Raw genomic sequence first — 16,110 nt, forward strand, 5'->3', positions numbered from 1 at the left:
TTGCTGGGGTACGGTCCGGTTACGCGTCAGAACTGCTGGCCACGACCTCCTCATCGGACATGCCGGCGATCTCCGCGGTGACTGCCTGCTCGACCGCCACGGCGATCTCGGCGACCGTGTCCCCGTCGAAGATCGTTCGCATCGACAGGGGAACGTCGAACGCCGCCTGGATCGCGGCGATGACCCGGATCGCGAGGATCGAGTTGCCGCCCGCGGCGAAGAAGTGGGTGCCGGCGTCGACCGGCGCGCCGAGGTGCTCGGCGAAGATCTCGGCGATGCGCTCCTGCACGACGCCGCTGACCGAGGCGCTCGGTGCCGCCTCGGCCGGCGCGGTCGCCGGCGGCAGCGCGCCGCGGTCCAGCTTGCCGTTGGCGGTCAGCGGCAGCCCGGCCAGCGGCACGAAGGCGGCGGGCACGAGGTAGGCCGGCAACCGCTCGGCGCAGAAGGCCGCGAGGTCCGCCGGAGCGGCCGCGGGATCGGCCGGGACGACGTACGCGACGAGCGCGGCGGCCTCACCCGTGCCGTTCACCACGACGGCAGCGGTGCGTACCGCCGGGTGATCGCGCAGCACCGCGGCCACCTCGCCCGGTTCGATCCGGTACCCGCGCACCTTGACCTGCTCGTCCCGCCGGCCGAGGAACTCGATCGTGCCACCGGGCAGCAACCGGACCAGGTCGCCGGTGCGGTAGATCCGCGAGCCGGGCGGCCCGGACGGGTCCGGCAGGAACCGCTCGGCGGTCGCCGCCGGTCGCCCGGCATAGCCGCGGGCCACGCCGGCGCCGCCGACGTGCAGCTCACCGACCACCCCGATGGGCTGCGGCGCCAGCCGATCGTCGAGCACGTGCAGGGTGACGCCGGGGAGCGGGCGGCCGATCGGCACGCGTTCACCGCGCACGGGCGCGGTCACCGGATGGATGCTGGCGCCGACGGTCGTCTCGGTCGGGCCGTACTCGTTGATCAGATTCTCCGGGCCCAGCGCGGCGGCCCACGCGTCGGCGAGCGGGACCGGCAACTCCTCGCCGGCGACCACGATCGTCGCGGCCAGCGCCGACATCTGCCCGGCGTCGAGCTGGTGGCGGAGGATGTCGAGGTACCCAGGGGTCAGCTTGATGAAGGAGAACGCCCCCGCGGCCAGCAGCCGGCCGCCCAGCTCGGTCAGGTCGAGGTCCTGCGGCAGCAGCCGGACGGCCTGCCCGGCCAGCAACGGCGCCCACAGGTTCGGCACCACCAGGTCGAAGGCGACCGAGAGGAACACCGGCGCGCCGCCCGTGCCGCGGGACGCGAGGTCCTGCACCGCCCAGTTGACGTGCCCGGCCAGGCCGGAGTGGGTGACCTGGACCCCCTTGGGCGAACCGGTCGACCCGGAGGTGTAGATGACGTAGGCGAGCGCCTCGACAGCCGTGTCCCGCTCCGGGCGCCGCGCGTCGGCGGCGTCGATCACGGCGGCGTCCCGGTCCATCGCGACCACGGCGACGTCGTGCACGCCGTCGCCGAGCCGGTCCAGGTGGGACTGCGCGGTGACCAGCAGCCGGGCGCCCGCGTCGGCGAGCACCAGCCCGGCCCGGGCCGCCGGCGTCTCCGGGTCGAGCGGCAGGTACGCCGCGCCGGCCTTCCAGATCCCCAGCAACGCCACCGGCAGCGCCGGCCCACGGTCGAGCAGGACACCCACGGTGGACTCCGGCCCGGCGCCCGCAGACCGCAGGTGGTGCGCGAACCGGTTGGCGGCCGCGTCCAGCTCCGCGTACGTCAGCTCATCCTGGTCGGTGACGACCGCGATCGCCCGGGGCGTGGCCGCCGCCTGCCGCTCGAAGCCGTCGAGCACCGTGACGTCGCCGGTCCGCGCCGGAACCGACCGGTACCCGGTCAGCAGTTCCCGCTCGCCGGCCGGCAGGAAGTCCAGCTCCGACAGGCGACCGGCGGGGTGTGCGCAGATCGCGGACACCAGTTCGGTCAGGTGCCCGGCCATCCGCTCGATCGTTGCCCGCTCGAACAGCGACGTGGCGTACTCCAGCAGGCCGACCATCGCGCCGTCCGGCTGCGGCCGGACGTAGAGCGTGAGGTCGGTCTTGGCGACCCGGGAGGCGTGCACCAGCGTGTCCAGGTCCGCCTCGTCCTCGGGGGCGCCCGAGAGTTCGGCGCCGTGGAAGTCGAACGCCACCTGGTACAGCGGGGTACGGGACGAGTCGCGCGGCGGCGCGAGATCGGCGACCAGTTCGTCGAAGGGCAGGCTCTGGTGCGAGAGCGCCTGTTTGCAGACGTCCCGCACCCGCTCCAGCGCCTCGGCGACCGTCATCGCGCCGTCGAGCCGGCAGCGCAGCACCACGCTGTTGAGGAAGAACCCGACCACGTTCTCGGTCTCCGGCCGGCTGCGGCCGGCGACCGGTGCGCCCACCACGACGTCCCACTGGCCGGTGTAGCGGGCCAGCAGCACGGCGAAGGCGGTCAGCATGGTCATGAACGCCGTGGCGTCGCTGTCGCGGCCCAGCTCGGTCATCGACCGGGCGAGCGGCTCAGGGATCGCGAACGGGACGACGGCGCCGGCGCTGTCGCGGACGGCCGGGCGGAGCCGGTCGGTGCGCAGCTCGGTGGCGGCGGCCCCGCCCAGGTCCGCGCGCCAGTGGTCCAGGTCCGCGCGGCGCGCCGGCGCGTCGGCGGCGGCGCGTTCCCAGGCGGCGAAGTCGGCGTACTGGATCGGCGGCTCGGGCAGGCCCGCGCCGCGGCCGGCCAGCAGCTCGTCGAACTCGCGGGTCAGGATCGCGGACGACCAGCCGTCGCTCGCGATGTGGTGCACGAGCAACACGAGGGTCCGTGCGCCGTCCGGGGCGGTCTGCGGGTCGGTGTGCAGCAGCGCCCGCACGAGGTGGCCACGTTCCAGGTCGAAGCCCGCACCGGTGGCGTCGGCGAGAACATCCCCGAGCTCCGCGCGGGGCACGGCGACGGTCCGCAGCGGGACCGGGCGCGGCTCCTGCACGTACTGCTTCGGCTCGCCGTCGACGACGGCGTACCGGGTGCGCAGCGACTCGTGCCGGGCGGCCAGCGTGTCGAGCGCCTGCCGCACCGCCGACTCGGGTACGCCGGGCGGGACCGTCAGGAAGACGCCCGAGACCCACTCCCGGCTGCCCGGGTCGAGGCGGTCCAGCAGCCAGATCCGCTGCTGGCCGGCGGAGAGCGGCAGGCCGCCCTCGCGCGGCGCCCGCTCGATCCGGTGGTGGTCGTGGCGGGCGGCCTCGACCAGCTCGGCGTGCCGGGTCACGGTCGCTGGCGACAGCAACGCGTCCAGCGCGATCGTGCGGCCGTACGCCGAGCGCAGGCGGTTGGCCAGCTGCACCAGTTGAAGTGAGGAGCCGCCCAGCCGGAAGAAGTCGTCGTCGCGCTCGACCCGGTCGACGCCCAGCACCTCGCGCCACAGGCCGGCGATCCGCGACTCCTCCGGCGACGCGGGCGCGTCGGAGGTCTCCTCGGACCCGGTGCCGGGCACGGGCAGTGCCCTGCGGTCGACCTTGCCGCTCGACGTGCTCGGCAGGGCGTCCATCGGCACGATCGCGGCCGGCAGGTGGGTGGCGGGCAGCCGCGTCGCCAGGAAGCCCGACAGCGTCGTCAGGTCGGCTCCGGGCGCGGCGACCGGGTAGGCCGCGAGCCGCATCGCGCCACTCGGCGCCCGATACGCCGAAACCGCCGCCGCCCGTACCCCTGGGTGCTCCAGCATCGCGGCCTCGACCTCGCCGGGTTCGATCCGCACGCCGTTGATCTTGAGCTGGTCGTCGAGGCGACCGGTGAACTCGAGCGCGCCGTCCGCGCGGCGGCGCACCCGGTCACCGGTGCGGTAGAGCCGGGCGCCGTCGCCGGCCGGGTCGGGCACGAAGCGCTCGGCGGTCAGCGCCGCGTCGTTGAGGTATCCGTGAGCCAGGCCGACGCCACCGAGGAGCAGCTCGCCCTCGTCGCCGTCCAGGACGGTGCGGATGCCCTCGATGGCCCGGCCGATCGCCACCGGCCCGGACCGTTGCAGCGGGTCCACCTCCTGCGCCACGGCTTCGATCGAGCATTCCGTCGGGCCGTACGTGTTCCAGACGGTGACCGACTCGGTGTGGTCCTCGACCTCCGCCAGGAAGTCCTGCACCAGCTCGGCCGTCAGCTGCTCACCGCCGCTGGACAGCAGCCGCAGCCCGGTGCAGCGGTCCCAGCCCGTCTCGTGCACGAGGGCGCGCAGCAGGGACGGCACCACCTGCAGCACGGTGACGCCGTGCTCGGCGACCAGGCGCACGAGCGACGCCGGGTCGCGCTCCGCGCCGTCGGGCGCCACCACCACGGTGCCTCCGGCGCGCAGGGCCGCGAAGATCTCCCAACCCGCCGCGTCGAAGGTGACAGGCGTCTTGAAGAGCACCCGGTCGGCGGCGCCGAACCCGTGGCAGCGGACCCGCCAGGCCAGCTGGTTGTCGAAACCGGCATGCGGGATCACCACGCCCTTCGGTCGGCCGGTGGAGCCCGAGGTGAAGAGGACGTAGGCGGCCGAGTCCCGGTCGATCGGGCGGAGAGCGGGTTCGGCCGGACGGTGCGCGGACGTGGCGAGGGCGTCGTCGAGCACGACGGCGCGGGCACCGGCGGCCGCCACGGGCGCCTGCGTGTCCGCCTCGGTCAGGGCGAGCCGGGTGCCGCTGCCGGCCAGCAGGCCGCGGAGGCGCTGCGCCGGATGGTCGGGCGCGAGCGGGAGATAGGCCCCGCCGGCCCGCCAGATCGCGAGCAGGGCGATCACCAGTTCCGCGCGGCGGCGCAGGAGCACACCGACCGGCTCACCGGGCCGCAGCCCCTGTTCCACCAGGAGTCCCGCCAGGCGGTCGGCGCTGCTGTCGAGTTCGGCGTAGGTGACCTCCCGGTCGCCGTCGGCCAACGCCACCGCGGCAGGTCGCGTCGCGGCGTGCCGGGCCACCAGCGCCGAGGTCGGTACCGCTTCAGTCGTCATGTCGATCTCCTCGCGTCGTCGCGGGTCAGCCGAGGGGGGTGAACGTGATCGGCAGCCGCTGCAGGAACCGGAAGTTGACGCTCTCCAGCCAGTCCGGCTCGGCGTCGACGGTGTGCAGGTCGCCGGCCCGGCGCAGCAGGGCCGCGATGCCGATCTCGATTTCGGTCACGGCCAGGGCGGCACCGAGGCAGTAGTGGATCCCGTACCCGAACGACAGCTGGTCGGCCGCGCGGCGGGCCACGTCGAGCCGGTCCGGGTCGTGGTAGTGCTCCGGATCTCGGTTGCCCGCGCCGAGTACGAGCGTGACGGTGTCGCCCCGCCTGATGTGCCGGCCGCCGATCTCCAGGTCGTCGAGCGCCACCCGGGAGGTGAACTGCACCGAGCCGTCGTAACGCAGGAACTCGTACGCGGCGCCGTTCGCCAGCTCGGGCCGTTCACGCAGCAGCGACTGCTGGTCCGGTTGCTGGATGAGGGCCAGCACCGCGTTGCCGATGACGTGCGTGGTGGTGGCCTGCCCGGCGTCGATGAGCAGCAGGAAGTTGGCGAAGACCTCGTCGTCGGTGTAGTCCGCGTCGTCGAGCTGTCCCGCGATCATCCGGCTGAACAGGTCGTCGGCGGTGCCGGCCCGGCGCGCCGCGGTCTGCCGGTCGAAGACGGCCCGCAGTTCGTTGATGCGCGGCACGGCCTTGCGCGACTGCGTGAAGAACTCGTGCAGCAGGCCGGGCCAGTCGCTCAGCAGGTGCAGCGCATCGTCCGGCACCCCGGCCAGGCTGCCCACGACGCGGCGGGTGAGCGGTTCCGAGAAGTCGCGGATGACGTCCATCCGCCCGCTGCCGACCACCTGGTCGAGCAGGTCGTCGGCGATCTCCTGGACGAGTGGTCGCAGCTCGCGGATGAAGCGCGGGGTCAGGCCCGGCTTGATGAGCCGCCGCAGCCGGGTGTGCCGAGGCGGCTCGTTGAACAGCATCATGTCGGCGAGCGCAGTCTTGAGCGGCTTCATCTCGGTACGCGCGCTGGCCGGCAGCTGCTCGTAGAACGACTCGACGCGCGCGCCCGTGAGCCGCTCGTCCTTGGAGAGCTGAACGATCTCCTCGTAGCCGAGGACCAGCCAGGTCCGCATCCACTCGTCCCACACCACGACGCCGTCGGTCCGCATCGCGCGATACAGCGCGTACGGGTCGAGTTTCCATTGCGGGTCGTAGAGGGCCAGCAGGCTCGGCGGCCGCGTCACGGCGGAGGTGTCAGTCACCTCTCCAAGCGTCCGGAGCGGACTATATTTCTCCGGTACCGAACCTATCGCGCCCCCGCGACGGTGGTCGCGGGGGCGCGGGTCGGCTCAGTGCCCGGGGTCAGTGGGCGTGCGCGTAGACCTCCGGCTCGGCTTGGTCGGTCTTCAGCTCCCGTTCCCGGGAAAGGCTCCGGCGCGACCAGGCGCGGTCACCCAGCAGCGCCAGCGCGGCCGGCAGCAGCACACCGCGCACCACCGTCGCGTCGATCAGGATCGCCACCGCCATGCCGACACCCAGCATCTTGTACTCGATGGCGGAGAGCGTCACGAAGACCGAGAAGACGCCGATCATGATGGCGGCGGCGCTGGTCACCACGCCGGCGCTCGCACCGACACCGCTCACGATCGCCGTGCGGGCGTCAGCACCGGCCGCCCGGCGCTCGCGAACCCGGCTGAGGATGAAGATGTGGTAGTCCATGCTCAGCCCGAACAGCAGCACGAAGATGAAGAGCGGCAGCCAGTCGGTGATGCCGCCGTACGCCGTGAAGCCCAGCAGGCCGCTCAGATGCCCGTCCTGGAACACCCAGGTGAGCACGCCGTACGCCGCGCCGATCGACAGCAGGTTGAGCACGATCGAGGCGACCGGCAGCCACCAGGACCGGAACGCGAGGCTCAGCAGGACGAACGCGAGCAGCAGCACGAAGGCGAACACGTAGATCATGCGTTGCCGTACCTGCTGGGTGAAGTCGTACGCGAACGCGGTCTTGCCGGCCACCGCGAACTTCGCACCGGGCACCTTGCCGAACGTCGCGGGCAGCACCTCCTGCCGCAGTTCGCGCAGTGCCTGATTGGAGCGCTGGTCCGTGCCGTTGCCGTCGAGCGGGACCCGGACCACCAACGCCTCACCCACCCGCATCACCGACACCGGCTCGTGCAGCAGTCCTCCGCTGGCGCCGATCCGCCGGCGCAGCTCGTCGGTCGCGGCCGTCATCTGCGGGCTTGCGGCGTCGGCACCCCAGACGACCACCTGCTCCGGTGCGGCCGCTCCGGGGAACGCGGCCTGCATCCGGACCGCGCCGTCGACGGCGGGCACACTGCGCGGCAGGCTGTTCGTCGGTCCGGCGTCCTGGAGCCGCATGTCGAGCGCCGGCACCATCAGGCCCACCAGCACGAGGACCGCGACCGTGCCCCAGAGCAGAGGGCGGCGCACGACGTTGCGGGCCACGGCCGTCCAGAAGCGCGACTCCCGCGCGACCGTGCGCCGGCGGCCGAGCCACGGCACCCGCGCCCGGTCCACCCGATGGCCGAGGATGGCCAGCAGCGCGGGCAGCGCGGTCACCGAGCCGATGACGGCGAGACCGACCACGGTGATCGTGCCCATGGTGAGGCCGCGGAAGTTGTCGAGGCCGGTCATCCAGAGGCCGCCGACGCAGAGCATGACGGTCAGCCCGGAGATGACCACGACACGTCCCGAGGTGCGGGCGGCGATCTCCAGGGCGGCGCCGGTCTCCCGGCCGGCGGCCCGTTCCTCCCGTTCCCGGCGCAGGTAGAACAGCGAGTAGTCGACGCTCACGGCCACGCCGATCAGCAGGATCATCGACGAGGTGGCGCTGTTGATCGGGACCACCAGGTCGACCACCGACAGCACGCTCATGGCGGCGGCCACGGTGGTCGCGGCGAGCAGCAGCGGGATGCCGGCGGCGATCAGCGACCCGAACACGACCAGCAGGATCAGGATCGTCAGCGGCAGCGACGTGGTCTCGGCGGTCTTGAAGTCCTTCTTGATGGCGTCGTCCACCGTGGCGGAGAGACTCCGGTCGCCCGCCTGGTCGATGCGCACGCCGGTGTGCTTGGCCGCGACGGCGCTGACCGCGTCGGTCGCCTTCTGGTAGTTGTCGAGCATCGCGTCGTCGGGCCCGGCGACGACGAAGGTGACCAGCCCGGACCGGCCGTCCGCGGACACCTGTCCGGGTGCGGCCGGGTCCAGCGGTGAGCGGACGTCGGACACCGCGGACGGCATCTCGCGCAGCTCGTCGACCACCTCGGCCGCGGCCGCCCGTGCCTCGGGGTCCGACGCGAACCCTGAGCCACCCGACCCGCTCGGATGAATGAGCACGTTCTCCCGGATGGGTAGGTACTCCGGCTGGTCGCGCAGCGCCTGCTGGGCCACCCCGGACTCGCCGGGATCATGGGCCGGTGCGCCGTTGCCGCTGATCAGCGAGCTGCCGAGGACGGTGGCCACGACCAGGACGAGCCAGCCGATCAGCACCGGCCATCGATGGCGTACGGACCAGCTCGCGACGCGTTCGGCGAACGGTTTCCGGACGTCTCCCGTATGGATGGACACAGAGACAATTCCCCTCTTGAAAAAGACGGCGTTTCTCTGTCGTGCCTCCGAGCGCCGGGCCCGTGCACCACGAGCGCTACTCGACGTCCTTGAGGATGTGCTCGATGGCGGCCAGACGCTCCTCCAGGCCGGCCATTCGGGTGTCGATCCCGGCGAGCTTCACCTCCACCGCCTCCTCAGCGGCCGTGGAACGCTTCGCCAACTCGCGATAGTCGTTGTCGCGAGCAATGGCAGCCTTGGCGCGCAGCGTCTTGGCGACCTCGCGGATCACCAGGGCAAGAACGGTGATCACCAAGGCGAAGAGCCCGATGGCTCCGATGACTTCCTGCCAGGCCAATGCGTCCATGCCAGCATTCCCCTTTTACCGCTGCGACTGTCATTTGGTGAGTGTCCGCACCGCGTCCGCGATGGCTTCCGGCGTCAGGGTCAGCGCGAAGTCACGGACCTCGTAGAACTTCAGCGCCTTGCCGTCCTCGGAGAACTCGAGCTGCGAGTCCACAAGGCCCGCCGCCTCCAGCTTGCGCAGGTGGACCTGCAGCAACGCCCGGCTGATGCCCAACTCGCGGGCCAGCTGACTGACATAGTTGCGCCGCTTCGCGAGCACCCCTATGACCCGCATGCGATGCGGGTTTGCCAGCGTCGCCAGCGTTTCGACGAGTTCGTCACCGTTCACCGTAGCGGGCTCCACGTGACCTCCTGCATGTGCATAAAAAACTTAGCACATGCCTACCCAGGCAACAACCGGACCCGGCGCGGACCGCTCACCGCGGCTCAGCCGTGCAACTGGCGCAGGTACTCGTACGTGCTCGGCAGCGTGTCCAGCAGCTCGCGCTGCTTCCGCTTGATCTCGGCGAAGATGGGCTCGGACCGCTGCATCGCGCCGTCGCGGTAGGTGAGCGCCGGCAGCGGGTGCTCCGGAAGCACGTCGAGACCCGCGAAGACGCAGTAGTAGCTGCTGTTGGTCCAGTAGTTGCGGAACTCCGCCTCGAAGTTGGCGTAGTAGGTCGACTCGTCGGTGATCGGCATGTTGATCGCCAGCCCGGCACGGTACTGAGCGATCTTCCGCTTGATGTCGTCGGCCAGGACCAGTTCCTTGCAGGCCCGCCAGAACGGGGTGTCCCGGCGCGGGGAGAGGCTGAAGTGGGCCTGCAGGAAGTCGCGCGAGTCGTCGAACATGTGCTCGATCTCGTCGTTGAACGAATCCCGCAGCGCCGGGTCGAAGTTGCGGTCCGGGAAGAACTTGCCCAACTGGTAGAGCGCGGCGGTGATGAAGTAGATGCCTGTCGACTCCAGGGGCTCGAGAAAGCACGAGGAGAGCCCGATGCTGACCACGTTGCGGACCCAGGCCCGGCGGTTGCGGCCCACCCGGAACTTGATGTGGTTCAGCGGCTGCGTCTCCGGGTCCAGCCCCCACAACTCGCAGAACTGCCGGGTGGCGGTGTCCTGATCGGCGAACCGGCTGGAGTAGACGTACCCGGTGCCGAAGCGACCCAGCATCGGAATCTTCCACGTCCAGCCCGACGGCATGGCGATCGAGGAGGTGAACGGCTCGACGCCGTCGGCCTCGTCGTCGTGCGGCACCGCCGTGGCGACCGCCCGGTCGTTCAGCAGGTTGTCGCTCATGTCCAGGAACGGCTCGCGCATCACCTTGTTGATCAGCAGGCTGCGGAAGCCGGTGCAGTCGACGAACAGGTCGCCGTCGACGGTCCGGCCCGACTTCAGCCGCAGCGAGGTGATGTGGCCGCGCTGATCGACCTCCGCGTCGACCATCTCGTCCTCGATGTGGATCGCACCCTGCTTCTCGGTGGCGAACCGCCGCAGGAACGCCGCGACGAGGCTGGCGTCGAAGTGCCAGGCGTAGTTCGTCCACTTGGTCCCGTCGGCGAACCGCGGCGCCAGGTTGGCGTCCAACACGGGCGACTCGCGGTAACACGCGTAGTCGAACGGCTCGTCCGTCTCACCGGCGAAACGCTTCGCCGCCCAGTAGTGCGACAGCGGCAGGTTCTCCGAGTTCGGCAGGATCCCGAACAGGTGGTAGAAGTGGTCGCTGTAGCCGTTGAGCTGCCGCGGCTTCGGGGAACCGGCGCCGGGCGTACGCCAGTTGACGAATTTGATCCCCATCTTGAAGCTGGCGTTGCACTCCCGCATCCAGTCCTCCTCGGCCAGTCCGAGGAAGTCGAAGAAGGTCTTGTGCAGGTTCGGCACGGTCGCCTCGCCCACGCCGATGCTCGGGATGGACGGCGCCTCGACGACCGTGATCCGGACGTGCGGCCCGAGCGCCCGGCCGAGGTAGGAGGCCGACATCCAGCCGGCCGTCCCGCCGCCGAGGACGACGACACTTTTGAGCCTGTTGTCTTCCATTCGCATGGCACCCTTCGGATCGGATCCGTGTCCCGGGTCGGGGACGGATCGTGGCCTGCCGCGCGGCGAATCCGCGCCGACGCCACTGTCGCGAAGGGCCTTGATAGGCGGCCTATATTCCAGCTATCCGGGCGAATCCCGGACAGGATGACGGCCCGGCGCGCCGAAGCGCGCCGGGCCGTCGTGGCGAAAGGTCAGACGGCAACCGGCTCCCGGCGCTCGACCTTCCGCCGGGCGCCGACACCGAGCCGCGGGGGGTCGGCTGTGGCGGCGGCGCGTCGGGCGGCACGACGGGCCCGGACCTGGAGGACGACGGCGACCGCCGCACCCAGGACGATGCCCGGAATCGCACCGATGAGGGGATGATCGGCGAAGGCCATGCCGCCGAGACGTCCGAGGCCGTTCATGTAGAGCGACCACAGCACGCCGGCGAGCACGCTCACCGGCAGGAACCGGCGCAGCGGGAACCCCACCGAGCCGGCCGCCAGCGTGGCGGCCGTACGCCCGCCGGGCAGGAAGTGGGCGATCAGCAGCGCCACGCCGCCGCGCCGCTCCAGGGCGCGTTCCGCGCCGGCGAGCGCCGCGCCGAGGGCGCCGACGCGACTCCGACGGAGCCGCCCGAACGTGCTACGGCCCAGCAGGTAGGCCAGGTGGTCGGCCGCCACCGAGCCGGCGGCGGCTGCCACCAGCAGGCCGACCGGGTGCGGCCGGCCTGCGACGGAGAGCGCGCTCAGGCAGATCGTCAGCGAGTCGGACGGCAGGGCGGGGAAGATACCGTCGACCGTGACCACGAGTGCGGTGAGAACGTAGATCCACGGCGATCCGGTCAGGTGCGTCAGGTGCGCGAGCATCGTTCCACCTCCTGTCCGATCACGGCAGGCGCTGCCTTGGTGATGTGCAAAACCAGACTTGCACATGCCGATCGGAGTTAACAAGAGCGACGCCCCGGAGATTGACCCTGACGTTTCTCGGCGTCGATCTGCCGACCATCAGGGGGATTCGGCGGACACCAGGTGATCCGCCAGCTCAGCGAGCCGCGGATGGCGGTACAGCTCCCTCAGCGGTAGGCGTGGCAGCCCCCGCTCGCGCATGAGGGACGCGATACGGACCGCGTACAGCGAGTTGCCGCCCAGCTCGAAGAAGTTGTCCGAGCCGTCCACCGGCACGCCGAGCACGTCCTGCCAGACGGCGGCCATCGCCCCCGCCAGACCCCCGTCGGCAGCAACCGCGGGCGTGGACGCCAGTGCGGGCGGACGGCCGACGGCGGGTGCCGGCAGCCGGTTGCGGTCCAGCTTGCCGTTGACGGTCAGCGGCAGGGACTCCACCGCCGTCACCGTCGCGGGCACCATGTACTCCGGAAGCATCCGGGCCGCCCGCTCCCGGATCTCCGTCACGCCTTCCCCGCGCAGCACGACGTAGGCGTCCAGGCGCTGCTCGGCGGCGTCACCGTTGCGGCCGCCACCGACCACGACGGCGGCCGCGGTGACGGCCGGGTCGGCGAGCAGCACGGTACGGATCTCGTCCAGCTCGATCCGGAAACCCCGGATCTTGACCTGGCTGTCGATCCGCCCGAGATGCTCCAGGCTGCCGTCGGCGCGCAGCCGGCCACGGTCGCCGCTGCGGTACATCCGACCGCCGGTCCACGGATCGGGGACGAAGCGCTGCGCCGTCAGGGCGGGCTTGCCCAGATAGCCGGCCGCCACTCCCCGACCGCCGACGCAGATCTCGCCCGGCGCTCCGATCGGCTGCAGGCGGCCCTGCTCGTCGACGACCCGCAGCGACCAGCCGGGCAGCGCGCGCCCGACCGAGCGCGACCCGGCCAGCGCGTCGCCGCGGGTCACCGTGTGCTCGGTGACGTGCACCGTCGTCTCGGTGATGCCGAACATGTTCACGGCACGGCACGCCGGCTCGGGGTAGCGGTCGTGCCACCGCAGCAGCAGCCGCGCGTCCAGCGGCTCACCGCCGAAGATCACCAGGCGAACCGCGAGCCGCCGATCGGACCGCGCGTCCTCCGCGACCAGCTGCGCGAAGGCCGACGGCGTCTGGTTCAGGACGGTCACCCGTTCCTGGGCGAGCAGAGCGTGGAAGTCCTCCACCGAACGCGACGTCCAGTACGGCACGACGACCAGCCGGCCGCCGGTCAGCAGCGCCGCCCAGATCTCCCAGACGGAGAAGTCGAACGCGCCGGAGTGGAAGAACGTCCACACGTCGGCCGTCCCCAGCCCGAAGTTCCCCCGGGTGGCCGCGACCAGCGCCGTGACGTTCTCGTGCGGGACCACCACGCCCTTCGGGCGCCCGGTGGAACCCGAGGTGTAGATGACGTACGCGGGCGCGCCGTGGTCCCGGTGCGGGACCAGCCCGTCCGCCTCCCCCGCCGCCAGCTCGGCGGTGGTCAGGACCGGCGGGAGGCCCGGTCCGTCGAGCACGCTCCCGTCCGCGACGATCAGGACCAGGCCCGCGTCCCGCACGGTGTACTCCAGCCGGGCCCGTGGGTAGGCGGGGTCCAGCGGGACGTAGACAGCGCCCGCGCGGACCGCCGCGAGCATGGTGACGACCAGGTGCGACGAACGCTCGAGGCAGATGCCCACCCGGTCGCCGGGCCGTACGCCCGCCGACCGCAGCGCCGCGGCGAACCGGCCGGCCCGCTGGTCCACCTCGCGGTACGTCAGCGTGTGCCCGTCGCAGGTCAGCGCGGGCGCCTCCGGGTGCAGCGCGACCTGGGCCGTGAAGAGCTCGTCGAGATGGGCGCGCGATCCGGGCGGCTCGGGCGTCTCACCGAGGGCCGCCACCCGCGCGCACTCGTGCTCGTCGAGCAGCTCGACGTCGCCGGGCTTCGCGGCCGGGCCGCCCAGTTGGGCATGCACGTGGGCGACGTGGGTGGCGAACCGGCGGGCCGACGCGCCGTCCACCGCGCGCTCCTGATGACGCAGCTCCAGGAAGCGCTCGTCGCCGCCGCGCCGGACGAGGAAGGTGAGCGGGAACGGCGCCGCCGGGCCGGGACGGTAACGGGCGTCGAACTCGCCGAGCAGGACTCCGGCGTACGGGCCCTGGTCGCCGCCCGTGACGAACGGTCCGGGGGCCTGTGGCGCCGGGCCCAGCGTCGCGACGGCGGGAGACCGCTCGTCGTCGTAGCGGGCGAGGACGGCGGCGACCGCGTCGGCGAGCAGGCCGTCGGTCGGTCCGGGGCCGAGCGGCACGCGTACCACCCCGGTACGCCCGTGCGCCGCGGGGTCGGGCACCGCCCAGTCGAACGGCGACGCCCCGGGCTCGGGCAGCGGCACGGGCGCGGCAGCGCGCGACCCGGGCTCGCCGCGGTGGCCGAGTACGACGTCGGCGACGAGCGCGAGCGAGGCCGCGTCCACCGCGCCACGGTCGGCCACGAGGATCAGCTCGGCCGCACCGCCCGGGTAGGTCAGCACCACGGCCCGCAGCGGATCGGCCGGGTGCGCCAGCTCGGCCCGCCGCCGCCGGTCGGCGAGGTCCGATCCCACGGGCGCGGGCACGTGGTCGACCCACAGGCGCGGGCGTCGCGGGCCCGGCCACCAGACCGCGGCCGCCTCCTGAAAACGCCGTTCGAGATCGGCCGGGTCGCCTGGGGCGGCGACGCACCAGCCGTGGTTTCCGGACAACACGGTCAATCTCCCTCGCACTCAGCGGGCAGTGAAACCGCCGTCGACGGTCAGCACGCTTCCGGTGACCTGGCGGGCGCCGTCACCGGCGAGCCAGAGCACCGCACCGGCCACGTCGTCCGGCTCGATCAGGGTGTTCATCGGCTGGTCACGGACGAACGTCTCCTCGTGCTCGGCGACCGGCACCTCGAGCGACCGCGCGATCTCGGCAAGCATCCGGCCCTCGACCCGCGGGTCGTCGCGGACCGAGCCGGGGCACACCGCGTTCACCCGCATCCGGTACGGCGCGTAGTCGAGCGCGGCGGCCCGAGTCAGTCCGATCAGGCCGTGCTTGGCCGCGACGTACCCGGCGAAGTGGCGATAGCCGACCAGGCCGGCGGTGGAGGAGACGTTCACGATGCTGCCGGAGCGCCTGCGCATCATCAGGCCACCGACGGCGTGGATCGTGCGCCAGGCGCCGCTGAGGTCGACGTCGAGCATCAGCTCCCACTGCTCTTCGTCGATGTCGTGGACCGCCCGGCCGGACGGCGCGGCGATGCCCGCGTTGTTGACCAGCACGTCGATCGTGCCGAACCGCTGCGTGGCGGCGTCGACGGACTCCTCGATCGCGCGCAGGTCCCGCACGTCGGCCTGCCGGGCCAGCACCGCGGCGCCGGCGTCGCGGCAGAGCGCGGCCGTGTGCTCCAACTGGCTGGGCGAGGCCATCGGGTACGGCACCCCGGGCAGGTCCCGCGCGACGTCGAGCAGGACCAGGTCGGCGCCGGCACCGGCCAGCGCCACCGCGATGGCCCGGCCCAGGCCACGCCCGGCCCCGGTCACCATCGCGGTTCGGCCGGTCAGGTCGTTGGCGGTCGTCGGCACGGCGGTCATGACATCCCCGGCCGGGCGAACAGGCTGCCGTCGATCAGCCGCAACAGCGCGCGCTCGCCGCCGGGCTCGGTCAGGTACATGTGACCGCCGGGCAGCTCGGCGCTGGTGAAGGCGGCGGTCGTGGTGTCCGCCCACTGGCCGCACTCGGCCGGCGTGACCAGGTCGTCGCCGTCGCCGCGCACGGCCGTCACGGGCGTCCGCAGCGGCGGTCCCGGCGGCGGGCGGTAGCCCTCGTGCATCGCGACGTCCGCGCGCAGCATCGGCAGGATCATCTCGCGCATCTCCGGGTCGTCCATCGCCGGATGGCGGTAGCCGGCCAGGCGGCGGACGGCGGCCAGGAACGCGTCGTCGTCCAGGCCGGCGGCCGGATCCTCGCGTACGGTCCCCGGGCCGGGCGATCCACTGACGACAAGCCCGGCGATCGGGCCGTCGGCGGACATCCGCCGCGCCAGCTCGTACCCGAGGACGGCGCCCAGGCTGTGCCCGAAGATCACGATTCGCCCGGCGTCGTCCAGCCGGGGACGCAGCCAGGCGTGCGCCTCGTCGACCGCGGCGGCGACGGTGGTGTGCGGCTCGTCGTCCAGCCGCTCCTCGCGGCCGGGCAACTGGACCGCCAGCACCCGCCAGTCGGCGGGCGCGGAGGACTGCCACTTCTTGAAGAATGACGCGCCCGACCCGGCGAAGGGCAGGCAGATCAGCGTGACCGACGGCACGGTGG

10 protein-coding genes are annotated in these 16,110 nt (G+C 72.4%); all 10 read right to left on the reverse strand.

Annotated features, from left to right (window positions below; translation table 11 throughout):
- Nucleotides 1–19 precede the first annotated feature (19 nt).
- The 10 genes from OG767_RS21055 to OG767_RS21100 all read right to left on the reverse strand — a co-directional run bounded on the left by OG767_RS21055 (nt 20) and on the right by OG767_RS21100 (nt 16,105).
- On the reverse strand, nt 20–4,957 hold the full coding sequence (locus OG767_RS21055; RefSeq protein ID WP_405090143.1) for an amino acid adenylation domain-containing protein: 4,938 nt from the start codon (nt 4,955–4,957) through the stop codon (nt 20–22).
- Nucleotides 4,958–4,982: 25 nt separating this feature from the next.
- A complete protein-coding gene (locus OG767_RS21060) occupies nt 4,983–6,206 on the reverse strand; it encodes a cytochrome P450 (RefSeq protein WP_405090144.1) in 1,224 nt (407 codons plus the stop codon).
- Nucleotides 6,207–6,306: 100 nt separating this feature from the next.
- Nucleotides 6,307–8,454, reverse strand: coding sequence for an MMPL family transporter (locus OG767_RS21065; protein ID WP_405090145.1), 2,148 nt, complete (start codon nt 8,452–8,454; stop codon nt 6,307–6,309).
- A gap of 154 nt (nt 8,455–8,608) precedes the next feature.
- Nucleotides 8,609–8,878, reverse strand: a complete 270-nt coding sequence (locus OG767_RS21070; RefSeq protein WP_405090146.1) for a hypothetical protein — start codon at nt 8,876–8,878, stop codon at nt 8,609–8,611.
- Between the two features lie 30 nt (nt 8,879–8,908).
- Nucleotides 8,909–9,220 (reverse strand): ArsR/SmtB family transcription factor, encoded by a 312-nt coding sequence (locus OG767_RS21075; protein ID WP_405090147.1) that lies wholly within the window; start codon nt 9,218–9,220, stop codon nt 8,909–8,911.
- 83 nt (nt 9,221–9,303) lie between these two features.
- Complete coding sequence (locus OG767_RS21080; RefSeq protein WP_405090148.1) at nt 9,304–10,893, reverse strand: tryptophan halogenase family protein; 1,590 nt, start codon at nt 10,891–10,893, stop codon at nt 9,304–9,306.
- A gap of 194 nt (nt 10,894–11,087) precedes the next feature.
- Nucleotides 11,088–11,744 (reverse strand): DedA family protein, encoded by a 657-nt coding sequence (locus OG767_RS21085; RefSeq protein ID WP_405090149.1) that lies wholly within the window; start codon nt 11,742–11,744, stop codon nt 11,088–11,090.
- 138 nt (nt 11,745–11,882) lie between these two features.
- On the reverse strand, nt 11,883–14,396 hold the full coding sequence (locus OG767_RS21090) for an amino acid adenylation domain-containing protein (RefSeq protein ID WP_405090150.1): 2,514 nt from the start codon (nt 14,394–14,396) through the stop codon (nt 11,883–11,885).
- A gap of 147 nt (nt 14,397–14,543) precedes the next feature.
- The gene (locus tag OG767_RS21095; protein ID WP_405090151.1) at nt 14,544–15,392 is read right to left on the reverse strand and encodes an SDR family oxidoreductase; all 849 of its coding nucleotides are present in this window, start codon (nt 15,390–15,392) and stop codon (nt 14,544–14,546) included.
- Nucleotides 15,389–16,105: a thioesterase II family protein gene (locus tag OG767_RS21100; RefSeq protein WP_405090152.1), complete on the reverse strand. Its 717-nt coding sequence runs from the start codon at nt 16,103–16,105 to the stop codon at nt 15,389–15,391. Before OG767_RS21100 ends, OG767_RS21095 begins: the two co-directional genes overlap by 4 nt.
- Between the last annotated feature and the right edge of the window lie 5 nt (nt 16,106–16,110).

The sequence above is a fragment of the Micromonospora sp. NBC_01392 genome, from assembly GCF_045040125.1.
Lineage (GTDB): Bacteria > Actinomycetota > Actinomycetes > Mycobacteriales > Micromonosporaceae > Micromonospora.